Below are 24,142 nucleotides of genomic sequence, written 5' to 3' on the forward strand. Positions count from 1 at the left end.
GTAATTAAGATCAAAAAATTAAAACAATTGTTGGTTAGCGGTGCACTTGCTTTTCTGGCAACTGGTACATTATTATCAGGAGCTTCTTCAATTGCACAAGCCAGTAATGAGCTCAACATTCCAGCTCCACCTGAATCAGGGCCAAGTATGAGCAATTTCACCTATAAAAATAATCCGCCGGCAGCGGTTGATTATCCTAACGTACAAGTTGTTACAGATGATTCCAAAAGTCAATCTCGTGGTTTGTGGTGGAAAAATAAAGTTGATTTGACTAGACCATTTACCTTAAAATTTTACATTTACATTGCTTCCGATAATCCTGCTGAAGCTGCTGATGGTCTTACTTTCACCTTGCAAAATGATCAAGATCAATTGGATACCACCAAGAAGGGGTCGGTGGCCACTGGAACGATTGGTGAATCGCTTGGTGCTTATGGTGATTTTCGACAGTCTATTCCACAATTTGCATTGGATCGGGTTAAATTAAGTCGGGCTAAGGATGCCTATAATGCTTCCCATCACATTAAAAATGCAATGTCATTAGAATTTGACCCGTACTTTAATGGAGACTATACCGATGCTTACCAGATTCCTAGTAATGCTCAAGTGAAATCGCATTTAGCGTTTACAATTCCCGATGCCGATCATATCAACGTGCATAAATATGATGGGGCCTACTACATGGGAATTAATCACTATGGTAGTACAGACTGGGACTGGTTTAAAAACATTCCAGAGGGTGCAGATTCTCTTAATCCGGTCCCTGGAATGACTAAAAATTATGGGGCCGTTCCTGCCCCTAGTTTAGTAGGAAAAACTGATAGTTCTGGACCAGATAAGCCACGCTGGGAACCAGTTATTTATAAGTGGACCCCTTCAGCTGATGGCGAAACTGGAAGTGCCACGGCAACCTTTGGATATTCCGACTCCAGTAAAAACACCAATGGTTTTCAACAAGTTAAATTGAATTCCCCAGAAATTAACATTGCTGATAAATTTGGCCCAGAAAAAACGGCATACTGGGGAATGACGGGTTCCACTGGGAATAATTATATGGTTAGTGCCATTTCTGCCTCTGATATCCCAGGAACTCCTGGAGTTAGTAAAACGGCAGCTGACTTAACTAAACTGGGACAACAAGGCCTTCGGATTAGTAAAGCAGACGGAGGAAAGGTTGTCTCTAAAAATGATCCAGATGCGCTTCTTCCGGATGATCATTCATTAACCACGGAAGAATTAATGCACGCCTTACCATTTGATGCTCAATTTACTGCTGATGATGGCAATAAATATCCGATCTTTAGAAATAAAATTTATGATGCTGATGTGGGAGATATCTTCTTATACAGATCAGATATCTATAATTACTACGATAGTATTTATAATGAAAAAGATCCTAACATTGGAAATCATTGGTACGATGTTCATGTTACTGACGATTTACCAAGCCAACTTCGGTTGTTGAACGGAAGTAAAGACGTAGATTTATTCTATCCAGATATTCCTCCAATCGAAAAAGATACCGAGAGTCCGACGCCACAATCACATGGATTCAAAGCTGCCTTGGTTTCGGATCAACTTAACGATAACCAACAAGCGGTTATCAATACGGTGAAAGCGTCTGGTTCAAACTTTGCCGATAAAACTCCGATTGAATCTAGTGCTGTCCAAGTCATTCCTAGTCATCGTCCCCCTGGTCGTCCTGCATTCTACATTAATAACCAAATGCAGAATGTGACCCAGCAGATGCAAGATTGGTCTGACACCCTGAATAATGTCAGAGATTACGACAACATTAACTATCGGATCCCACTGTACAACTTCAGTCAAGTCCCACTAGTCAATGGACAGTATACCTTCTACTTACCAAGTATAAAGGGAAATAATCCAGCTAATCTAAAATTACAGTTTGAGGGGCAAGATATCCCCTATGATGCTACTGACAAGTCTAGTGGCCTGCACTACACCATAAGTGATGATAACCTCACCCAGAACGACGGTTCTACTTACAAAAACTGTAAAAAAATTGTGATTAAAGGACTCCCCACGTTAGATGCCTACTCAACGAAGAACATCACAGCTAACGTTAATTTGGGTGAAAACGAAGGAAAAAGCTTTGCAAGTACACCAAAATTAACCGGTCAGTCACAAGGAAGCACAATTACTTCTACGTATTATGGACAAACAGAAGTTTATAACCTAAATGCAGGAAGTTTAAAAATTGCGCCAATGAGTTTTGAGTACGGAACACATGCGTTCTTTGCCCCTAACTCATACATGTTACCAATGGATACGTATACCTTTGACGAAGCCGGTAATCCGGTTAAAACAACGCCAACCATTGATCCTCAACGTGGTTATCAAGCCCTTTCCATTAAGGATACACGAAAGGGTAGCGACCGGAAGGAATATTCAATTAGTCTCTCCCAGGCTCAAGACAACAGTGAAAGCGTGGCAGGGCAACTAATTAATTCCGATGTCATTGGAGCCAAGGAATCACCATTCCAGTTAGTTTACTTTGACGGGAAAGGTGATAAACATCCTTTAACGCCAGGCAATAATGACAACGTTAATGTCTACTCCTCTGGAGATGATCTTCCTAACCTCAAGAGTGTAGATTGGAACAATAAATATGGATTAAAATTAAACGTTCGTAAGACCCCTGATGCTCCAAGAACCAAAAATGGAATTCAGGATTACGGCGCAACGCTTAATTGGACCGTTAACTCGACAGAAACTCCTTAGGTTTTCAGGTTACAACGTCAAAAGCGGCTTCAGCGATTAATTCGCTGGGGCCGCTTTTGAGTTTACTTTAATTTAAGGACTGCAAGATGGTTTGGATCAATTCCAAGTCATTAAAGGAATAGAGTTGCACACCTAGTCCAAATTGTTGCAATTTGTGAATTTGTGCTAATGCCAGGTTAATTCCCACCTGCCGGAATTCAGCAGCCGTTTGCGTGGCCTGCAGTTGCTTTTGAATCGCATCCGGGAGAGAATGCCCTAACATTGCCTCTGCCTGGTGGACGCGGGTGGTACTTGTCAACGGTAAGACCCCCACCACTACCGGAACCTGAATCTCAACATCCCGAAGTCGCTCTACTAAGCTGAAGATCTTGTCTAAATCAAAACAAAACTGCGTCATGAAAAATTGGGCGCCAGCTTGAACCTTGGCCCGTAGGTAAAAGAGCTCCGTTCCCCAATCAGAGGATTCAGGATGTCGTTCTGGATAAGCAGCCGCCCCAACTTTCAGCTGACTATGCTGATCGATAAACTGGATGAGATTGGTAGCATGGGGAAAATAGCCCGTCGGCGTTTGCCAATCATTTTGATCCCCTCGTAGTGCCAACACTTTCGTTATCCCGATTCGTTCTAATTCCTGTAGCTCTTGTCGTACGGCCATCGGCGTCTTGTAAAGACCGGTTAGATGGGGAATCACTGATATTTGCTCTCTGACTAACGCTTGAAGTAAGTCCAATGATGCACTGGAGTTTGTTTGTCCTCCAACTCCCCAGGTAACGGAGACAAAGTCAGGGCGCAGCTCCGTTCCTAATCCACTAGCTTCCAAGAAATTTTGGTTGGCAATTGGCGTTGCTAATGGAGACACTTCAATTCCAAACGGTGGTGTCATTACAGCTCCTCCTTTTTCAAATCATCCTTATTTTACGCTGAAATGACCCACGAAAAAAGAGCCTTGGCATTAACCAAAGGCTCCGTTAGAACGTAGACAGTTAATTAAACAGCGCTTCATTACGTAAATAATGGTTGCCGTTAAAAAGAACGAAAAGGTAACGTCAGATAAAAAATGAGCCCCAATGACCAGCCGACTCACAGCAATTAAAATACTATAGCCCAATCCTAACCACCACGCTGTCCGCTGCCATTTGGCGGTAACAAACCACCCTAGTACTAGCGCTAAAGTGGATGCCATCGTATGTCCTGATGGAAAAGAGTAGTGCCCATTAATCCCATTGATCTGATACCAGTTGGTAAAGTGGCTGAGCTGTCCCTGAACTTGATACGGCCGATAACGTCCCCATATGGTCTTAAGGAACCCGTTAGCTCCCAACGCTAACAAAGCCGTTAAACTGGCAAAAATCGCGATAATGAGGAGCTGTTGCAGTCTCTGTGGGGACTGCTGTTTAAGCCACCACTGACTTAAGAGCGTTATTACGAGGTACAAAAATAACCACAAAATGAGTAACAACCAGCCCCAGGCGGATCCTCGTTGCTCTGGAACTGGATTAGGACTACCAACTGGTAAACCATGTTGCAAATTAGCCATGGCTTTTCCAAAATAGTTACTGCTTTCGCGTAAGAAATGCAACAACTGCAAGCTAGATAACGTAACCCCGACAACCAATCCTAGCCCAGCCAACCAAGCATTAGATTGCCGAAAAGCACTCGCAATCATAATTTCTCCACTCAATATAAACACTAAGTATAACGGAAATGATCCTACTGTTTGTCCAATCGTGGCCCAGTTACTGTGATAATTAAGCACTCGCTGACTAAGCGTTAGATCCAGCTTAGTAGCAATTCCCATTAAGACGACAAATAAAACTAGACTGCCAAGCAGCCACTTTCGTTGCTGATTCACGTTTACCCTCCCGATTTTTAGTTAAAGTACATGGTAAAGAACCACAGAAATTAATATAATTAAGTTAATCTAACTAAAGGAGCTCCTCATGACGACCGAACCAATTGAAATTCTAGTAACTAGTAACCAAAACTACCTCCAGCCCTTACAAGTAATGCTGTACTCACTGCGCCTTAACAATCCAACTGTTCCTTTTCGCATCTGGCTGTTACAGTCTGACATTGCCGACGCAACGAAGCAGTCCTTGTTAAAATATGCTGGTCGCCTCAATCTTGATTTGAACGTAATTAAAATGGACGAGCGTTTAAACCTACCGCCGTCCTTTCTCAGTGCCTACGACTACCCACAAGAAATGTATTTCCGCCTGCTCTGCGCCGATGCACTCCCAACGGACCTCCACAAAATTCTCTACCTGGATCCAGATTTAATGGTGGTGAACGACATTACGCCCCTATGGAACACTACTTTAGACGGTAAAATGTTTGCGGCAGCTGTCCATAAAGGATTAACCGACATCATGCAGTCCGTTAACAATTTACGCCTGGGAACCGACGGCGGATACTTTAATTCCGGGGTGATGTTGATGGACTTAGATCAGATGCGCCAAAAGGTTCGGGTCAAAGACCTTGTAGATACCATTGAAAAGTACCACGATTACCTAATTTTACCCGACCAAGACATCCTAAACTATCTTTATAGTGACAATACCAAGGAGATTTCTGAAGACCTATGGAACTTTGACGCACGGAAGTCCCTGCTCTACCTGACTCGGAGTGGCGGAAAGGAAAACATGGCCTGGGTCATGAAGCACACCAGCATCATTCATTTCTGCGGAAAACCAAAACCCTGGCAAGCAGGTAGCAGTTCCCCTTACACATCGCTGTGGTTAAACTACCAACAAATTGTCACCACCCAATTCTAATCAGTAACCGAAACGATCGTCTTAATTTTGACGGTCGTTTTTAGTTCGTTTCATGCTATAATGAGAGCGCCAGAACAAGTGCTTCTGGCCCGTTGTTTGAAAACTGAATCAGAAAGGAGGCTGGCTTGATGCGCAACAATGAACCAGTTTATCGTAGCGTGAGCGTCGGAATGGTGAAAATCGCCATTAAGGACGATGGCAATCAGATTATTGCTAATGTAATTGGTAATAATGTAATTGCGATCGACAATCGGATTAGTCGGGCGACCGTTACGGGTCCAGACCGAGCTGGGTACTACGGCATTGGTGACTACGTTTACTTCACCACTGACAAACGCAAGCACCATACGGCGATTCCCATGGAAATAGTGTCCAACCAGTTAGCCAACTAAAATCCTTCCGGGTGAAAAATCCTTCCGGGTGAAAAACGGCTTAGGCATAATGCCTAAGCCGTTTTTTTAGTAAAGATTATAACCAGTAATTTGCATGGCGAGCGGAAGATCAGTTTGTAAGGTAACTTGAGGTGAAGTGGTAGGATAAAAACGTTCACTAAAAACCGCTTCTCCCTGGTTGGCAAAGATTTCCACCGAGCTGGTATCAGTCCAAATTTGCAGGTCCAATTCCTCCTGCGGTCGTAACTGAGCAAAACGTTGTGCATCACGTCCTGCTCGGGTTACCACCATTTCGTGATCGTCTTTGTGATAGGTAACTTGGAGTTGTTGCTCTCCGGCTTGAAACCGCAGGGTTAGTTGCTGTCCCTGCCAATCCGTCAAGTTCGCGTGCAGTCGTAGTTCTAGGTGTTGTGGATCAGGTACTTGGAGTTCCCGGTTCGTTCCCTGCCAGTTCTCGTTTAAAACCTGTTTGGTTCGTAACTGACGGACTTCTGCGACAGGAAACATGTACAGCTGTTCATGGCGCCAGGTTAACTCACGGGGCAACGTCATGGCACCTGCCCAGCCATCGGCTTGTTCTGGAAACTCAGCTTCCCACATATCCATCCAACCAATTAAAATGCGGCGACCATCGGGAGCTAGCATCGTTTGCGCCGCGTAAAAATCATGCCCGTGGTCTAATTCCTGTAGCTCATCGTGGCGGTAATTAAGCGTTTGAAAATCAAACTGGCCGGCCACATAACTCGTTTGATAGAGGTTCAAGTTCTGCTTGGCCGTAGCTTCAATTCCCTGCGGAGACAGGACCAACAGATCCTGACCGTTCAAGCGGAAGAAATCCGGACACTCCCACATGAAACCCGCGGTGGAACGTTCCGTAGCTTCGGTAATAACCCCTTGATATTCCCAGTCAATTAGGTTTGCAGAACGGTATAAAAGGGCCCGACCCGTTTTCGTAGCTGCCGTTTGACTCCCTAAGGTTAGGTAATACTGCCCGTCGCGTTCAAAAACCTTCGGATCACGAAAGTGTTGACTGTTATCAGTCGGTGGCGTGGAGATCACTGGATTAGTAGCTAATTTATAAAAATGAAGGCCATCGTCACTCACCGCCACGTTTTGCGTCTGCCAAAAATCATCAGGATGAGTTTCATCAGGCACGTGGTGACCCGTATAGATCAAAAAGAGACGATCATCTTTCACGATGGCACTGCCAGAAAAGCATCCCGATTCATCCGCTTCACTATCTGGCGCTAACGCCGGTGGTAGAGTTTCCCAGTGAACGAGATCCCGGCTGCGAGCGTGTCCCCAGTGCATTGGTCCCCATTCCACGCCGTACGGGTGATATTGATAAAACAAGTGATAATAGCCCTGAAAGTAGGTAAAGCCGTTGGGATCGTTCATCCATCCTTGCGGTGGCATCAAGTGATAGTGTAGACGAAACCGCGGGTTGGTAACCTTGGGCATCCGGTGCTGATCAAGTTCCATGTGCGTTTCCTCCATGTTGAATGATTTAAATTATTTTAACAGCCCATCGTTAAATTTCCTATTAAAACAATTAGTTCATTTGTATCATATTCTAAAATAAAAAAGGCTGATTGAATCAAATCAATGAGCCTCTATTTATACTGACTACTAATTATTGAAATAGCTTGTTTTATCATTGGATATGTTTTTCTTGGAATTGAAAAATCATTATCACTGCCACTTAGATAAAAGAAGCGAAATTTATCATAAAATTCGATTGCATCAGGAAAAGCATCAACTTTTATCCCTGCCAAACCAGTTTTATCATTTAAATAAGCATCAGAAAATTTATCAAATAAATAATTAATAATTGCGGTCCCAACGTGTAAATGTTGATATTTTAAGTCAACTCCTAAAAATAATAAATGTAATACTGGTACATTCAAATTTTCACTTAAACCATTTTGTACCGATTCAATATAATCAGAAACAAAGTACTTAATATCATTCATATAGGTAATACTTAAAATATCAATAACTGTACTACAAAAGCCAATCACTTCACCAGTGTCCTTTTCAAAAAACACTTGAGTTACTGATTGAAATTGTTTATCAGATTCAGAAGCATCATTAATTAAAAACTGGTTTATTGCTTGATTACCACAATTAAAATTTTTGAGATCATTCGGTCCATACAAAAAAGAATTTATTTCTGCAACGTCAATATTATCAAATTTATTCAAATTTAAATCCTAAAAGCCGCTTTATTAAGCGCACGTTGAGTAGCTTTAACATCATCTAAAAATTGGGGTGATTGACTATCAAACTTTTGTTCCAATAATTTCTTCTTCAAGTTATCAAAATCTTGTTTAGACTTCATTGATATCACTTTTTCATTTTTATTTGAAACAGCCATTTTAATCCCTCCATTTCAGCATTAATAATTTAACTCCTATCAATTAATTATGAGTAATTAATTTTTAAAGTCAATTAATTTCTTTGCTCGTCACCATTTAAATACTCCCGTAATGCCTGGCCCGTCAACGAAGTTTCCTGCTTCATTGCTCCCTCTGGAACCCCACTGTAGAGCACCTGACCACCGTAAATTCCGGCCCCTGGACCGATATCAATCAACCAGTCTGCCTGGCTAATCACATCCAGATTATGTTCCACCAGAATCAAGCTATTTCCAGCTGCCACGAGCCGATGGAACAGTTGCACCAACTGAGCAGTATCCTTTAGATGCAGTCCCGCCGTCGGTTCGTCTAGGAAGTAAGTTTGACCGTTTTCACCCAGCGTTTGCGCCAACCGCAGTCGCTGGAGTTCTCCACCAGAAACCGTCGTAAGCGATTGATCCAACCCTAGGTATCCTAACCCCACTTCTTGGAGTCGTTGTAAGGGCATTGCTAGATCAGGCTGATCCGCAAAGAAGGTGACTGCTTCATCTACGGACATGGCTAATACCGCTGCGATGTCCTTGCCATTGTATTGATACTGGAGCGCTTCTTGACTATAACGTTTCCCACCACACAGTTCACATACTTGTTTCACGGGATCCATGAACGCCATGTCGGTAATCGTGATTCCCTTTCCCTTACACCGGGGGCAGGCTCCTTTCCCGTTATAACTGAACAACTGGGTGGAAACTCCATTGGTTTTCCCAAAGAGACGCCGAATCGGGTTCAACAAGTTTAAATACGTTACCGGCGTTGAACGAATGCTAACCCCCGCGGCTTGTTGGGTTAAATCGACGTAATTACCGTTCAGCTTTCGTTTTAACGCCAAGGCTAACGAGCTCTTGCCAGAACCAGCCACTCCAGATAGAACGGTCATAATTCCCATTGGCACCCGAACACTCACGTCCTGCAGGTTATGCAACGAAACGTGTTCCAAACTCACAAAATCACGCGGAGCTTGGGGCGTAGCCAACTGATGTGGTTTACGCAGCCATTCTCCGGTAAGCGTCTCTGATGATCGTAACTCCGGATAGGTTCCCGCAAAGGTAATTTCTCCTCCAGCTGCTCCTGCTTGTGGTCCCACTTCGACCACATGATCGGCAATGTCAAAGAGGGCCGGATTGTGATCCACCACAAAAATCGTATTACCCTTCGCTTTCAGCTTTAACAAGGCCTTTTTAATCAGTTGAATGTCGTGCGGATGTAGACCCACGCTTGGTTCGTCAAACACGTACAGTAAGTCTGACAATGAATTCGTCAGGTGCTTAGCAATTTTAATTCGTTGGACTTCTCCTCCGGACAAAGTGCTAGTGGTCCGATCCAACGTAAGATAGCCCAAGCCAATCTCAATCAAGGGTTTAATTTTAGTCGTTAAACTACGAATGATTTCATCACCCAGTTTTGCCTTAATGCCCTGCAAGAACTCTAAAAATTGCACCAGGTTCATCTTAGTGGCAGCGGCAATGTTAACGTCATTAATGGTAACGCTCAGTGCCTGTTGGTTTAACCGGGCTCCCTGACACACCGGGCACTCGCGTTGGGTCACCACCTCGTTAATGGCGGCTTGATGGTGTTTCCCTTCCGAACTGTGCAGAATAGAACGAACAATCCGCGGAACGACTCCTTCGTAATCCGCGCTCTTAAAGGCAGCTGGTGAGTTTGGAAACGGTTGTTTCGGTGCATGCATCAACAATTCGTATTCCGCAGGGGTGTAATCCTTAATCGGTTTATCGTTATCAAATAAGCCAGAATCACCATAACGACGCCAGCGCCAACTACCCGGTCGAAAACTGACGAAGGTAATCGCACCCTCGTTTAGTGATTTTTCTGGATCAATGAGCTTACTTTCGTCCACATCATCGACGTATCCCAATCCCTGACAGTTCGGACACATCCCCTGCGGGAGGTTAAACGAAAAAACTTCCGAATAACCAACAAAGTGATCGCCAATTCGCGAGTAGAGCAGTCGCAATAGGGAATAAATTCCAGTGTAAGTAGCAAGAGTGGAACGGGCGTTTCCCGTTAGTTGCTTTTGTTCAATTGCGATGGCAACGGGCAAGTTTTCAATCTCGCCCACTTCTGGTTGTCCATATTTCGGCAGGTATTGTTGGGTAAAACTAGGAAAGGTTTCATTGAGTTCTCGCCGGGATTGTGCCGCCACGGTGTCAAAGACTAACGACGATTTTCCAGAACCGGATTCTCCCAAAAAAACGGTAATTTCGTGCTTAGGAAGGTTCAAACTAATGTGCTTTAAGTTGTTTTGATGAGCATCTTTGACAACAATTTCAGTTGCCACCTGTTGTTTTTTCATGCTTTCCTCCGTGATGATGTAGAAGCGCGATTCATAATTAAAACCGCGGCTAGGGAGCCCAAAATTGATAGGCCGGCCAGTGTAAAGAGAATGGGATAGTTAAACCATTCCACCATTAGACCACCGAATAAAGGCCCGACGGCACGACCAAACGACATGAAGACGTTAAACATTCCTTGATATTGTCCTTTGGAACGCGGATCGGCAAGGCTATCAATCCAAGCCGGAATGGCTGGGAGCCCGTTCATTTCTCCGAGCGTCAAGATAATCATGATAATGATGAACCAGTGGTATTGCCGGGCCCAAATTAACATGAAAAAGGTCGACGCAAACAAAGTCACGCCAAAGGAAATTTGGGGGACCATCCGAAAATGCATCCCCAGTCGGTTCACAATTGGCTGTCCAACTACAATTAACAACCCGTTAATGGGCCAAATTAAACTGTACTGTTCAAAGGAGATGTGCAGGTCCTGCATGTGAACTGGCATGACACTTTCCCAGAGGGTGTAACTTAAATAAATAAAAAAGACCATGCCACAAATGAGCCAGATTAGCCGTGGATTAGGCTTGGGAGTAAGACCCATGTCAACTCCATCCTCCGAGTGCTGGTGTGCATGAGCTTGCACTGGGGGAAACTTCACGTTAAACTCAAGAATCGTCATAATCAATAAAATGATGTAGAAAAATGAGGCAACTGTAAATACCACCCCAACTCCATATTTCATCAGGTACCCAACGGCAGCCGTTCCGATTACAACTCCGAGGTTCACACCGATGTAAACCGAATTGAAGACCTGGCGGGTACTTTTACTGCGAACCTTAGCTGCATAGGCATTGAGCAGGGTTAAACTCGATCCCTCTCCGAGTCCATACACAAATAACATGATGGCAAACATGGGCCAACCATGGGAGAAGATCAGCACTACCACCGCTGCCAGTGCAATGGAAATACTGATGATGGCAGTTTTATACGGGGACCAGCGGTCAAAAAGCCGGCCACCAAGATAATTCCCTAACACCATGAAACAAGACATGATAAACAGTACCACTCCCGCGACCGTTAAGGACTCGTGGAGTGTGTTATGCATGTAAACGGTGGTTAACGGCCACATTAATGCCGCTCCAGAATTAAGCAGTAATGAATAGATTAAAACTGAAGTTAGCCGAATTTCTGAACGAGGCGTGTCATGCACAATCCCTCCTAAATAATTAGTCATTACTTCTATTCTCGCACAAATTCACGGGTTTCAAAAGAAACGAACCCAACCAAAAGAATGGTAAAATATGGATACTTGAGTTACTGACTAATCTTTACTTTAACTAAAAATTATCTCACGAAAGGAAGCTTACTATGATTCATATCGTCACAGATTCAACCGCGCAACTAACTCCCGAAGAAATTAAGGATAATGACATCCATGTCATCCCGCTTCAAGTTAGCTTTGAAGGTAAAACTTATCAGGATAACGTGGACATTACCCGGCAGCAATTCTCCGAAATGCTACAAGATGACGAAACGGAATTTCCCAAAACTAGCCAGCCATCTTTGGGTCAATTCGTAGAAACCTACGAAAAAATCTTAAAGGATGATCCAAAGGGTAGCATCATTTCAATTCATCTTACCCATGTTATCAGTGGAACGGTTGAAACTGCTCGCTCCGCGGCTCAACAAGTAGAAGGTGACATCCACGTCATTGACAGTCAATCTACTGACCGGGGCATGGCATTTGAAGTACTAAAGGCCGTTGAATTAGCTAAGCAAGGAAACACCGCTGATGAAATTGAAAAAGCTGTCTTGGCAATGATTCCAGAAATCAGTCTGCACGTGTTCGTGAACAGCTTTGATTACCTAGTTAAAGGTGGCCGAGCTAGTCGTGCCGTTGGTTTCATCTCTTCGCTGATTCAACTCAAACCAGTCTTAGAACTAAAGGACGACCAACTAGTAATGGTAGCCAAATGTCGGGGTGCTAAGAAAATGCACAAGGTCCGCGATGAAATCACCGAAACCTTAATTAACGATCCGAAGGTGAAGGAAGTCGGCTTATCCTACGTGGACTCTACGGAAGACGTTGACGCCGTGGCCGCTCGCATTAAGGAAGAACGCCCAGACATTCACGTGTTGGTCCGCCTTACCTGCCCTGTCATTATGACCCACGTCGGTCCTGGTGGATTTGCCATTATTTACAACTAAATTTACGCATAAGAACCAAGCGCTCTCACAAAATTAGATCTATTTCTAATTCCATGAGAGTGCTTTTTCGTTAATTAGCAACCATTTTTAACTATTTACATAAAGGTTAAAATTGTTGGTTATCTAATCCCCACTTAAATTACCCCAAAAAATATTGAACTTTCAGTTGGAATAAACGGACCTGTACCAAGGTTTCTATGTTCAAAGAAAAAAGTGTACCTACATGGGTAATTTAGGTACACTCAAAAGACACAAGTCTCTTATTTTAAAACACTCAAGAACTATACTATAGTTAATGATGAATAGTTAGTTAATTGATAAAAGATCCAGAATCCACTAATAATAACAGGAGAATCTCATGCTTAAAATTTTTAAAGATAATCCACTTAATCTTAAAACCTTAACAAAAATGGTAATCTTCTTTTTAGCCATTTTATCATTATTTATGTCATTAATTTTTATTACTGATTTTGATACAACTAAGGTTGCATTAATATACTTACACCCCAATGAATCCATCATTACTGCTCTTATCCATGACGTAGTATTGGCAGCTATAATCTTGTTTTTGGCACTAATTCCAATTCCCAAATTTTTTATGATTATCCCTTTTCTTGATGCGCTGATTTACGGATTCATATTTCCAATCTTGGTAATAAATCCCAGTACAGCGATTGCAAAGTCATTAATGACCAAAATACCAAATGCAATTTTTGTTCTATTGTCATTTTTAATAGCATGTACTATTGCAAATTTCGTGAATGTATCTGTTTGTAAAAAAATATATAAACACCAATCTATAAAATTAAAAGGAGTAATTAAGCAAGCAGTTAAATTATATTTTCTTTATGCATTTCCAGTGCTGATTATGTCTTTATTATTTCTATAGAAAGTCTGGAAGTGTCTTTAAAAGAAATTCTATAAATTGGGGAGATGTTAGAAAAGCGAGTAGAGCAGCTAAAGCAGCGAGAGCAACTTTTCCTGAACTAACAGACTTAGTAGCAATAAATTGGATAACTACATTAGCAAACGATTCTACATCATAAGCAACGACTCCGTATAATCTACTTACGTCTTTTACTGCTTCAGTACCATACTTCTCAATTTTCTCGATATTAGGGAGTTTCTCTTCCTTGATTTTCATTGTAATCGTGTAAGATAATTCCCCGGATAATTCTTTATTGCCTACTTTAAAAACGTTAACAGTAGTTGAGATCTCGGCTTCTCCAAACTGAATACTGGCTCCAATGGATAAATTACCTAGGTCAACGTTCGCAGTGAACTTGAAGTTATTTACATAATCATCCAACATATTGTATAGATTTTGAGAATCTTTAAATCCATTTTCTGTTAAATATCTAAACAAGCCATCTTTAGTAAATTTACCATTTTGAATATCAATGTAGCCATGTCCTTCTTGTACAGTATATTTTTGATCTACCTTTACAGAAAGTTCGACTGCACCGATATTAATAATGTCATATGTTTTGCCGTAGTCTAATGAAAAGTCACCAAAAATTTTTTTCATGGCTTCGGTTGGACTAATGGTATTTCTAGGAGCTGGCTTAAACTTGTTAGTCCCCTTATCTTTACCAGATGAAGCATCTTGATCAATTGCGATATCTGCAAAGTTATATTCGGTAAATTGATCAATAGACCAACCATCTGGCATTTTGTAGCCTAAGTTACCACTGTATCCAGTAGACATATCGGAAACAAAAGCATTTACTGCATAACCCCGTTTTAGTGTTTTGCTGCATACATTTCTGGTTCCATAAATACCTACTTTAAAACGTTTACTAATAGCATAATTAACAGCTTCCATATATGGAATAACCGTTCCGGCAATATCTCCATCTTGAATGTCAGTATCCACAGCAAAATAAATAGTGGTTCCTTGAGGGAAGCCCAATTCAATTGCTTTAGAAGTTGCAATTCGTGCATCAGAGAATCCTTGAGCTGCGGTGAAGTATGATTGATCGCCATCATTATCCTGGTAAATGGGAAAAATATGCAAACCGGCGTTCACCAAATCTTCAATCTCACTCGGGATTAAATTTTTTTGCCGCCGATTTGAACCAGTACCCACCGTTCCGGTTAAATAACGCCCAATCAAATTAAACCCATAACTTTTGAGTTTTTTAGCTGTTGAACTGGAGACTTGGAATGAGGTATCACAAGCGTCAGAGTCACGGTTAATATCACCATTGGAGGTTAATAATCCTTTAATTACAGCTAAGTTAGCGGAGCCATTGTAAGGCGGAAGCTTCATGAAATTCCGAAAGTTGAATACCGCATTAGCAACATTACTTCCATAAATCCCGTCAAAGGGTCCATCGTAAAATCCGTTTACCATTAAACCATATTGAATCACTTTAACAATCGGACCACTGGTCCCTTGATAAATCGTTGGCGTTAATCTCACTGTACCAGGACCATAAACTCCATTTGCCTGACTAGTTGACATACCTTCGGCTGCTTGTAGAGCATAAATTAAGGCGGTATTGGTGTTTCGTTGATAAAGGCCATCGGTAGGAACTAAGCCTAAATCATCACCAAAGTAACTAAGATAGTTATGATTTAGGTATTGTTGCATTTTTCGGATAGCATTAGTACCCCCACCTAATAATTTAAAGGCACTCATATCAAACAAAGCGGCCATTAAAGGAACCGTTAAATTACCACTGGGTAGCCCTGCATCTTGACGCAATTCGTCTACTGCAGTTTGCGTTCCTTTAGAAAATTTGGTGTTAAAGGCGGCTGGACTATAACCTTTACACCAAAATGCCCCTTGAATTAATTTAGCGATGTTGCCTTTATAACCCACCCGATATTTAGCAACTTGGCCTGCTAAGGCTGACTTAGTATGGTCCCCAAAGCCACTGGACACAGGATTAATGCCTAATTCGTGCTGTAATCCTTCCCGTAAAGCATAAATGGTCTTCCAACCAGTTTGGCCATTTTCATTAACCTTGGTGTAGCCACTTACCTTTCCGTATTCTGAATTTAACCATTTTTGTACTTTTAAAACTTGTTGATCCATGTTAATTTCCTCCATTTATAGAATTGAATTGTGAGTAATTAGTACTAATTAAGCCATATAATCTATAATTACGTTGCTTATTGTAGATGAATAGTCTACAATGGTGACAAATAAAAAGCCAACACGTCTGTTGGAGTTATTTGTTATTCGTAATCAATTAGATTACAAGGAACACTATATATACTCATTTTCTAAATGTCAACCAATAAATAGAAAAATATTCTATACAACTGAAGGGAAAGTGCTGTAAATGTCGATCTATCAACGGATTAAGGAATTAGCCAAAAACAAAAATATTTCCATTCGCGAATTAGAACATCAACTTGGTTTTCCTAATGGAACCTTACAGAAGTGGGTTGATAACGCTAATTCTCAAAAATTAAAGAAAGTAGCCAATTACTTTAACGTTTCCACTGATTATCTCTTGGGGAACGGAGAACGACCTACCGCTGATTTAGACGATTTAGAAACCATTATGATGTTTGGAGGAAAGCCAGTTCCAGAAGAAGATAAGCAAACGGTTCTGGAAATTTTAAGGAGGCTCAGAGATGCAAGAGATCATAAATAGCCTGTTTAACTACGCGTTAAATCATGATATTGGGGTGGTTTACACTGATAAGTTGATGCCAGAAACAAAGTCATTCGCTGACATTCCCACACGATCGATTGTGATTAATGCAAATGAGCCTAATCAGCGGCAATTACCCCTCATTATTGCCCATGAAATTAGTCATGTAGTTCAATGCGATACGAATGACGCTCAGTTAAACTTTTCAACGGTACTTAAACCGCATTATGAGCAAAAAGCTAACATTGGGGCCATTGACTTATTAATCCCATTTTATGTAGAAGATAAAGAACTGGATCAAATTAACGTGGACGAGTTTATGCAGCTATTTGCAATTCCCAGTTCTTTACGAGATATTTGTATTACAGAAATGAAAAAGAACATTAATTAGATAAAAGAAGCCAGCCTTAATAATTATTTTAGTAGGGCTGGCTTCTTTAAATTTTATAAGTAATTAAAAAAATTGACTATCTATTTTACTATCAAGCAATCATTGCTTCAATTTCCGCTACCAATCGCTCATTTTCCAGCAATTTAGCAACTTGAATCACATTCAACAATTCTTGTTTTCCTTCTGCTTGATCAACATACAGAAAATCTAGTTTCGCTTGATAATATTTTTCGGCTGATAATATCCGCTCCCCTTTTTCGAATTTAATCGCATTCGTCTTAGAGCACACGTCAGAGTATACCGATTTTAATGAAAATCCCTTATCTAATCTAATCTTTTTAATGGTTTCTCCATACATAAGTATCATCTCCAATTGCGCTCTACATCATAGTCAACTATAGTTTACCACTAAATCATAAGCCACTCTGATCCTTTTATGATGGTGATAAAGGAGGAAAAGTGATGAACTTTTATCAAAAATACCCTTTATTCACTAAGATAGCCGGCACGGATTTACTTTCTAAAGTGGGCGATCGCTTGTTTTATACCGCATTATTAACCACGGCAACTTCGTTACCACAGGCCAATCTCGCAGTTACGATTGTGTCCATCTCTGAAACTTTGCCAGTTTTATTTAGCTTCTTTTTAGGAAGTCTGGCTGATCAGAAGCAACATAAGAGCAATCTGTTAATTAAGAACTCAATTACCCGGGCCCTTTTGTATCTTGGGATTGGTTTTATTTTTAACTACCCACAAACTTTATTATTACTCATGATTGCGTCAGTTTTAAACTTTCTTTCTGGTTTATCAGGGAACTATTCATCAGCCTTACTGACGCCATTTACAAAAACAATGGTCAATGAATCTGATATGACGCAAGCCCAAGGCCTCATTAGTACGGCCAACCAACTAATGAATGTTTTAGCAACTCTAGCCGGCTCATTATTATTGGCATTTTTTCTCAAAAGCACAGTCGCCTATCTTAACGCTTTGCTTTTCATTCTAATTGGCAGTATCTATTATTTAATCAGACCTCAGTTAACTCACGTTGAAACTAATTTTGTGACAAATAGAGAAGAGAACCTTTTTATAACGACGAAAAATAATTTCAAAAACATTTTTCATAATAAAACTGTCCTAAGTGACCTTTGGCAGTTGGCGTTACTGAACGGCTTTTTTGGTGGTTTAACCCCCATTTTTGCTTTGTTCATAAAAAATAATCATTCCCTAGATTACATTTCAAATCCCGTCAAAATCGCTCTACTTTCGGCAATAATAACACTTGGAATGGTTATCGGAAGTTCCCTCAGCGGCACATTATTAAAAAATTACACTGAAAACCAACTAAACCAAGTTAGTAATCTCTTCATCAGTTTCGTGGGTTTGAGCTTTATAGTAAACAATTTATACCTTATTTTGCTTAATTCTGGGATTATTGCAATTTTACTCGGCATCGTTTCCCCCAGATTTTCTGCTAAAATCATTACTAAATATCCAACTGCAAACTTGGGTGGGATTATCACTACCGTTAATTCTTTATTGGTTCTAGCTCCACCAATCACTAGTGTCATTTTTCCTTTATTACCAAGTATTCACCCTTTAGCTGCTTATATTGGGTTCTTCATTTATAGCATCATTTTAGTTTTGGTTACTTTAAAAATTAAAAGCAGAAATTCATAAAGATTAATCCATTAAAATTTGTTAGATAGAAAATTGTACTATTTCAAACAAAAAATGCTTCCATTTTTAGTAAGTCTTAAACTATCAACTGACTTAAATAGAAGCATTTTATGAACTAAATTTTATTTTTTTAAGAGTGGAATGAGTCATTTAAACCAGTACTAGTCTTTGTCAGAAGTAAGGTAATTGTTACCTCAGTTTTCAAAGTAAATTACTAATACTTTTTCGTGGTCATTTGTTTTTTTAATGCTTTTTACGATATTTTTTTAACTTATTTTCACCAGGAAATAAACGGTTATGTGATCCAACTCGAATACCAATCAATACTAATTCATCTTGATCGATTGTATATACAACTAAAATATCGTTAATTTCAGTTGGCTCTTTTCCATGAGGTGTATCTCGAAGATGAAATTCACGATAACCGGCCATGTGACGATGCAAATTATGGTCATTAAATTCAGCAGGTAATTCATGTTGTTCAAGTAGCATATCAATGGCTGATCTTACCTCATCTACAATTGTTCGATCTTTATTAGCTAATCTTTTTAAATCCGCATTAAAAGTTACTCTGGGTTTGAATCTTAATTTGGCCATAGCTAAAATTGATTCCAGTAATCGTCATCTGATTCAACAATATCATCATCAGGTAAAACATTTCGCTTAATTAATTGATCTCTAGCAACGGCATATTCCAAGGATCCTTCTTTAGCTTTTAAAGCTCTTTCTAACCAATCAAGTTTTTCTTGAGATACGATTGCGACTGATCTACTATTCGAACGAGCAATGTAGACAGTTTCATCATCATCGTTTACTTGGTCTAAGTATTTCTTTAAATGATTGCGGAAATCACTTTGAGTTAATGCTTTGGTCATATTACCATCTCCTTGTACGCTATATTGTACGTTATTTAGTACATTTAGTCCATTTTTAAATAAGCTATTTCATTAAAAATTGAAGACTCTAGCAATATATATAAACATAATCAATCGAGTATATTTTAGATTAGCATTAATACTTCTATTGATTGAGGCATTGGTTGCAAATATTTTAATAATGGACAACAAAAAAACGCCACCGAAGTAGCGTTTTTTTTAGTAATCTAATTTACATTTTACCAGTAGTTGTGTGAGTTCCGGAATGCAACGGCGTTCGCAACTGAACCGTACCGGCTGATAGCGTATTGACGAGCAACCCGTTCTTGATTAGCTGGAGAGTAGTCACCGTTCAAGTATGAAGCAGATAATTGGTATTTACCAATGTATTGACCGTTCCGAGCAGTGTATGAACCACCTGATTCAACGGCAGCGATTGAGTCTAAGGAACCATCGTTGTCAGCAGAAGCGTTGTCGTTTGAAGTAGTTGCAGCTTGCGTGCTAGCTGCTTGGCTAGTTTGTTGTGGTTGTGCTTGAGCTGCTGGTTGGGATGGAGTTTCAGCTTGAGCAGTTGCTTGTGGTTGAGCTTGGGCAGCTGGTTGGGCTGGGGTTTCAGTTTGAGTAGCTTGGCTAGTTTGTTGTGCTTGGGTAGCTGGTTGAGCTGGAGTTTCAGCTTGGGCAGCTGCTTGTTTTACTTCATAGTGTGGTTGAGCTGGAGTAGCAGTTTGAGCTGCTTGACTATTAGCAGTAGTTACTTGCACGTTACCGTCATCACCAACTACGAAAACTTCACCAACATAAATTTTGTTAATGTCTTGAATGTGGTTAGCTTTTTGTAAGCTGTCAACTGAAACTCCGTAAGTTTGAGCTAATTGTGAAAGGGTATCACCAGATTTAACGGTGATCTTAGTAGAAGCGTTAGCACTGTTGGCACCGGCGAATAATACCCCAGCAGATACAGCAGTAATAGCGGCTACAGTTTTAATTCCTTTAAGTTTCATGAAATAATCTCTCCTTTAATAATAGATGGGAAGTTGTTTTCAGTTTCGAATTCTTGAGTTCCGCTAAGTGATTAACTAAATCATTTAACGGTCTCTATACTAAAGGCTGATTGTTACAGCAGGATTACAGCGACTTTAAAAAAAGCGGTTCGCTCTGTAACTATGTAACACTCCTAACATATTTCGTAATTCAAGGAACAGCAAAATAGAGCTAATGCTTACTAGGGCAAGGCTTTTCGAAGATTGCAATTTAATTCGTTCAGACCCACTTTCAGATTGTTTCTTCTATTATAAGGGATTGTTGGGGGGTTAAAGTGGTTATCTGCAAGCTTTCTGCCCCTGAATCGTTGTTTAAATTATCTAAAATCAATCGGCCTTGAACTGCCTTTTGTAACTGAACTGCTTGATTACTTAGGTTCACTAGGATCACAATGCTTCGCTCCGTTGAACGTCGCCGGTAACCAATTATTGTCGCTCCAGTTTGCGTTAGCGGCTCAAACTGACTGGTCCTAAGGAACGCTCGGCTCTCCGAACTGTGGTGCCAGCGTAATAATCGTTGGTAATAGCATAGAACGGAAGCTAAATCTACTTGCTCTGTCTGAACGTCAACTCCGGTTTGCCCCGTAGCCGGCTTTAACCAGGGTGTCCCCGTCGAAAAGCCTCTAAACGGACTTCCATCCCACGGAAATGGGACCCGAGCATTATCCCGCGAGCGCCAGTTCACGATTTCTAAAGCCGTGGTTGGAGTCTCACCATCCTGTAACAATTGCTGATAGTTATTTAAGGAAGAAACATCGTTAAAGTCCGCAATTCGGTCACGCTGAAAATTTTGCATTCCTAGCTCCTGTCCCTGATAGAGAACGGGAACCCCTGGCAAACAGACGGAGAGCGTGGCCAACGCTTTGGCAGCAGCGGGGGTTCGCTCCGCTGGATTTGCAATAAACTTGGTCAAGGCCCGGTTTTGGTCGTGGTTTTCTAAAACATTCGCAAACACCCCCTGTGCTGCTTGGATGGATTGTTGGCTTGCAAAGATGGTGTTCGCTAATTCTGCAATGGACCAGTTTCGTGGTCGCGTCCATCGATTGGCATCTGCCACGTCAATATTAAGGTAGCTAAAGTCAAAAATCATGGAAAAATAACCGTCTGGACCAACGAATTCAGCCAATTGTTCAGGACGGACTCCTGCCGCTTCTCCGATGGTAACCGCATCGTAATGCGCAAAGGTAGCTTCCTTGAGTTCCTGCAAAAAAGCTCCTAGTCCAGGGCGATTCAACCCCTTTTTCGTCACACTAGCTAGTCCATCGCTTCCATCGGCCGGCAGATTCGCCCAATCTTGATCCTTCTTTAAATGGGTAATTGCATCAAGGCGAAACCCGCTAATCCCCTTTTCAAGCCACCAGTTAATGATCCGATACAGTTCCTGGCGCAAAGCTGGATTTTCCCAATTTAAGTCAGGTTGAGCCGATGTAAAGGTATGAAAGTAATCTAGTCCCGGTTCATTGGGAACGTTCGTCCAGGTGGACCCGCCAAAAATGCTCCGCCAGTTCGTGGGTGCCTGTCCTGCTTGCTCGGGCTTAAAGATGTAATAATCGCGGTAAGGACTGCTTGGATTACGTAATGCTTCTTGAAACCACGGGTGCTGGTCTGACGTATGATTCAACACGAGATCCATGATAACCTTTAACCCCCGGTCATGAGCCGCTTGCAGCAACTCTTCCATGTCTTCCATGGTGCCAAAGACCGGATCAATTGCTTGGTAATCAGCAATGTCATAACCCATATCTACCATTGGAGACCGATAAATGGGTGCCAGCCACACCATTGTGATCCCTAGGTCTTTTAAGTAATCCAACTTCTCTGTGATTCCAGGCAAGTCCCCAATTCCGTCCCCGTTACTATCATTAAAAGAGCGTGGATAAATTTCGTAGATAATTTCATCTTGCCACCAGGTTGCTGCTCGTTGCATCGCAAACTCCTTTCGCTCCTGTGATTCATTCCATCGTTGCGTTCTATTTTAGCAAATTCAGCTTCCAATTCTAACCATCAGTGAGTCCCTTATGATCTAACCAACCTTCGGTAATCACACAATTTAAGATAGCGTTTTCATTCCAGCCGTGCCGGGCAAACAAACCTCTTTCATTCTTAGCAAATATGGTTTATCCTTGATGATGTATCTAACCATTTTTTTGAAGGAGTGAATGTTATGGCAACTGAAACACCAACACGAGCATTATTCATGCTTTTCGGTGGAGTTGGTGACTTAGCATTGCGGAAGTTATACCCTGCTATTTTTAACTTATACAAAAAAGGTAGCCTCGATAACGATCATTTCGCTTTGATAGGTCTCTCCCGAAAATCACTAACAGATGAAGAGTTTCGTGCTAAAATCATGGACTCAATTGCCAGTGAAGCTGACAGCCAAGAGCAAGCACAAACCTTTGCTAGTCACTTTTACTGGAAATCACACGACGTAACTAACAAGGATCACTACTCTGACTTAAAGGAGCTTGCTGATCAACTAGAACAAAAATACGAGACAGAAGGCAACCGGGTCTTTTACGTTTCAATGGCCCCACGGTTCTTTGGCATGGTGGCTCAAAGTCTCCACGATCAAGATGTTTTATCAACCAACGGTGGCTTCAACCGGTTGGTAATTGAAAAACCATTTGGTCGTGATTACGAATCCGCTAAGGAACTGAATGACGCTTTAACTAGTGCCTTTCATGAAAATCAAATTTACCGGATTGATCACTACCTTGGCAAGGAAACTACGGAAGCAATTCCAGTGCTCCGATTTGGAAACCCCTTATTAGAATCCGTTTGGAACCATGAATACATTAAAGACGTCCAAATTACTCTAGCTGAAAAGCTCGGAGTTGAAGACCGGGCTGGTTACTATGATACAGCTGGTGCCCTGCGGGATATGATTCAAAACCATACCCTCCAAATCGTGAGCTACTTGGCCATGGATCAACCAAATTCCTTCGTTGATACGGAAATTCGGCGCGAAAAGGTCAAGGCTTTGCAAAGCATGGAAGTTTACGATGCTGAAGGCGTCAAACAAAACTTTGTCCGCGGTCAATACGGATCAGGTCCTGATTCAGTGCCATACCGCGAAGAACCTGGTGTTCCAAGCGATTCCAATAACGACACTTACGCCGCTGGTAAGATTGTCTTTAACAACCACCGGTGGGGAGACACTCCTTTCTACATTCGTTCCGGAAAGAAATTAGCGGACAAACAAGGTCGCATTGACATTGAGTTCAAGAAACCCCTGGTTGATATCTTCGCCAAGGGAACCAAGCAACCACAAGAACTCCAAGGAAACGTGCTATCATTCTACATTGATCCAAAGATTGGGATTACCCTGACCGTTAACACCAAGGATTCCGAACAAGGAATGCACACGGAAACGATTGATCTCGGTTACCTGCAATCTGACCAACGGGCTGCAAAGGTTCCATTGCCATACGAACGGCTTTTCCACGACATCTTAACTGGAGACGGAACGTACTTCGCCAGCTGGCCAGAAGTAGCGGCCGCTTGGAAGTTCGTCGACCCCGTTCAAAAACTATGGGACAGCGAACCCGGTGACTTCCCGAACTACGAATCTGGTTCAATGGGACCAAAAGCGGCCGACGAACTACTCGCTCGCGATGGCAACCAGTGGTACTGGCCTGATAACGTTCGGTAATAAAGCGTTTTCAATTTACAATGAAAACCATTTCACAAATGTAAATTCTAATGATAAACT

At 41.5% G+C, this 24,142-nt stretch carries 22 protein-coding genes; 9 read left to right on the top strand and 13 right to left on the bottom strand.

Features of this window, described 5'->3' with window-relative positions:
* Positions 1-27 precede the first annotated feature (27 nt).
* Positions 28-2,745, top strand: coding sequence for a lectin-like domain-containing protein (locus M3M39_RS00835; protein WP_252797353.1), 2,718 nt, complete (start codon positions 28-30; stop codon positions 2,743-2,745).
* A 67-nt stretch (positions 2,746-2,812) separates the two neighbouring features.
* Here the strand turns inward: M3M39_RS00835 and M3M39_RS00840 are convergent, their stop codons facing one another.
* Both M3M39_RS00840 and M3M39_RS00845 read right to left on the bottom strand, forming a co-directional pair.
* Positions 2,813-3,628, bottom strand: a complete 816-nt coding sequence (locus M3M39_RS00840; protein ID WP_252797354.1) for a methylenetetrahydrofolate reductase — start codon at positions 3,626-3,628, stop codon at positions 2,813-2,815.
* A 69-nt stretch (positions 3,629-3,697) separates the two neighbouring features.
* Positions 3,698-4,597, bottom strand: coding sequence for a phosphatase PAP2 family protein (locus M3M39_RS00845; RefSeq protein WP_252797355.1), 900 nt, complete (start codon positions 4,595-4,597; stop codon positions 3,698-3,700).
* A gap of 88 nt (positions 4,598-4,685) precedes the next feature.
* Here M3M39_RS00845 and M3M39_RS00850 point away from each other — a divergent pair, with 88 nt between their 5' ends.
* Together M3M39_RS00850 and M3M39_RS00855 are read left to right on the top strand one after the other, a co-directional pair.
* Entirely contained in the window at positions 4,686-5,519 is an 834-nt protein-coding gene (locus M3M39_RS00850; protein WP_252797356.1) for a glycosyltransferase family 8 protein, read from the top strand.
* A gap of 128 nt (positions 5,520-5,647) precedes the next feature.
* Entirely contained in the window at positions 5,648-5,911 is a 264-nt protein-coding gene (locus M3M39_RS00855) for a hypothetical protein (protein ID WP_252797357.1), read from the top strand.
* 66 nt (positions 5,912-5,977) lie between these two features.
* Here the strand turns inward: M3M39_RS00855 and M3M39_RS00860 are convergent, their stop codons facing one another.
* From M3M39_RS00860 to M3M39_RS00880, 5 genes are all read right to left on the bottom strand, one after another.
* Positions 5,978-7,393 (bottom strand): glycoside hydrolase family 32 protein, encoded by a 1,416-nt coding sequence (locus M3M39_RS00860; RefSeq protein WP_252797358.1) that lies wholly within the window; start codon positions 7,391-7,393, stop codon positions 5,978-5,980.
* 131 nt (positions 7,394-7,524) lie between these two features.
* The gene (locus tag M3M39_RS00865; RefSeq protein ID WP_252797359.1) at positions 7,525-8,115 is read right to left on the bottom strand and encodes an N-acetyltransferase; all 591 of its coding nucleotides are present in this window, start codon (positions 8,113-8,115) and stop codon (positions 7,525-7,527) included.
* Between the two features lie 2 nt (positions 8,116-8,117).
* Entirely contained in the window at positions 8,118-8,288 is a 171-nt protein-coding gene (locus M3M39_RS00870) for a hypothetical protein (protein ID WP_252797360.1), read from the bottom strand.
* A gap of 74 nt (positions 8,289-8,362) precedes the next feature.
* Positions 8,363-10,639: an excinuclease ABC subunit UvrA gene (locus M3M39_RS00875; RefSeq protein ID WP_252797361.1), complete on the bottom strand. Its 2,277-nt coding sequence runs from the start codon at positions 10,637-10,639 to the stop codon at positions 8,363-8,365.
* Entirely contained in the window at positions 10,636-11,856 is a 1,221-nt protein-coding gene (locus tag M3M39_RS00880) for an MDR family MFS transporter (RefSeq protein WP_252797362.1), read from the bottom strand. The genes M3M39_RS00875 and M3M39_RS00880 overlap by 4 nt, the downstream gene beginning before the upstream one ends.
* A gap of 134 nt (positions 11,857-11,990) precedes the next feature.
* Here M3M39_RS00880 and M3M39_RS00885 point away from each other — a divergent pair, with 134 nt between their 5' ends.
* Complete coding sequence (locus M3M39_RS00885) at positions 11,991-12,830, top strand: DegV family protein (RefSeq protein WP_252797363.1); 840 nt, start codon at positions 11,991-11,993, stop codon at positions 12,828-12,830.
* Between the two features lie 358 nt (positions 12,831-13,188).
* The gene (locus tag M3M39_RS00890; protein WP_252797364.1) at positions 13,189-13,719 is read left to right on the top strand and encodes a hypothetical protein; all 531 of its coding nucleotides are present in this window, start codon (positions 13,189-13,191) and stop codon (positions 13,717-13,719) included.
* Here M3M39_RS00890 and M3M39_RS00895 read toward each other — a convergent pair.
* Positions 13,714-15,873, bottom strand: a complete 2,160-nt coding sequence (locus M3M39_RS00895) for a glycoside hydrolase domain-containing protein (RefSeq protein WP_252797365.1) — start codon at positions 15,871-15,873, stop codon at positions 13,714-13,716. The genes M3M39_RS00890 and M3M39_RS00895 overlap by 6 nt on opposite strands.
* Positions 15,874-16,123: 250 nt before the next feature.
* On the opposite strand from M3M39_RS00895, the gene M3M39_RS00900 reads away from it, so the two are divergent.
* Complete coding sequence (locus M3M39_RS00900) at positions 16,124-16,441, top strand: helix-turn-helix domain-containing protein (RefSeq protein WP_252797366.1); 318 nt, start codon at positions 16,124-16,126, stop codon at positions 16,439-16,441.
* The gene (locus M3M39_RS00905; protein ID WP_252797367.1) at positions 16,422-16,832 is read left to right on the top strand and encodes an ImmA/IrrE family metallo-endopeptidase; all 411 of its coding nucleotides are present in this window, start codon (positions 16,422-16,424) and stop codon (positions 16,830-16,832) included. The genes M3M39_RS00900 and M3M39_RS00905 overlap by 20 nt, the downstream gene beginning before the upstream one ends.
* Before the next feature lie 91 nt (positions 16,833-16,923).
* On the opposite strand, the gene M3M39_RS00910 is transcribed toward M3M39_RS00905, so the two are convergent.
* Entirely contained in the window at positions 16,924-17,190 is a 267-nt protein-coding gene (locus M3M39_RS00910; RefSeq protein ID WP_252797368.1) for a hypothetical protein, read from the bottom strand.
* Positions 17,191-17,294: 104 nt separating this feature from the next.
* Between M3M39_RS00910 and M3M39_RS00915 the strand changes: the two genes are divergently transcribed.
* Complete coding sequence (locus M3M39_RS00915; RefSeq protein ID WP_252797369.1) at positions 17,295-18,512, top strand: MFS transporter; 1,218 nt, start codon at positions 17,295-17,297, stop codon at positions 18,510-18,512.
* 243 nt (positions 18,513-18,755) lie between these two features.
* Here M3M39_RS00915 and M3M39_RS00920 read toward each other — a convergent pair whose 3' ends face one another.
* The 4 genes from M3M39_RS00920 to M3M39_RS00935 form a co-directional block, all read right to left on the bottom strand.
* Positions 18,756-19,109, bottom strand: a complete 354-nt coding sequence (locus M3M39_RS00920; RefSeq protein ID WP_252797370.1) for a type II toxin-antitoxin system YafQ family toxin — start codon at positions 19,107-19,109, stop codon at positions 18,756-18,758.
* Between the two features lie 2 nt (positions 19,110-19,111).
* On the bottom strand, positions 19,112-19,387 hold the full coding sequence (locus tag M3M39_RS00925) for a type II toxin-antitoxin system Phd/YefM family antitoxin (protein WP_252797371.1): 276 nt from the start codon (positions 19,385-19,387) through the stop codon (positions 19,112-19,114).
* 239 nt (positions 19,388-19,626) lie between these two features.
* A complete protein-coding gene (locus M3M39_RS00930; RefSeq protein ID WP_252797372.1) occupies positions 19,627-20,388 on the bottom strand; it encodes a LysM peptidoglycan-binding domain-containing protein in 762 nt (253 codons plus the stop codon).
* Positions 20,389-20,659: 271 nt separating this feature from the next.
* Entirely contained in the window at positions 20,660-22,354 is a 1,695-nt protein-coding gene (locus M3M39_RS00935) for an alpha-glucosidase (RefSeq protein WP_252797373.1), read from the bottom strand.
* Positions 22,355-22,591: 237 nt separating this feature from the next.
* Here M3M39_RS00935 and zwf point away from each other — a divergent pair, with 237 nt between their 5' ends.
* Positions 22,592-24,082 carry a glucose-6-phosphate dehydrogenase gene (zwf, locus tag M3M39_RS00940; RefSeq protein ID WP_252797374.1) on the top strand — a complete coding sequence of 497 codons (1,491 nt, stop codon included), beginning with the start codon at positions 22,592-22,594 and terminating at the stop codon, positions 24,080-24,082.
* Positions 24,083-24,142: the final 60 nt, after the last annotated feature.

Source organism: Fructilactobacillus hinvesii (assembly GCF_024029435.1).
Classification (GTDB): Bacteria; Bacillota; Bacilli; order Lactobacillales; family Lactobacillaceae; genus Fructilactobacillus; species Fructilactobacillus hinvesii.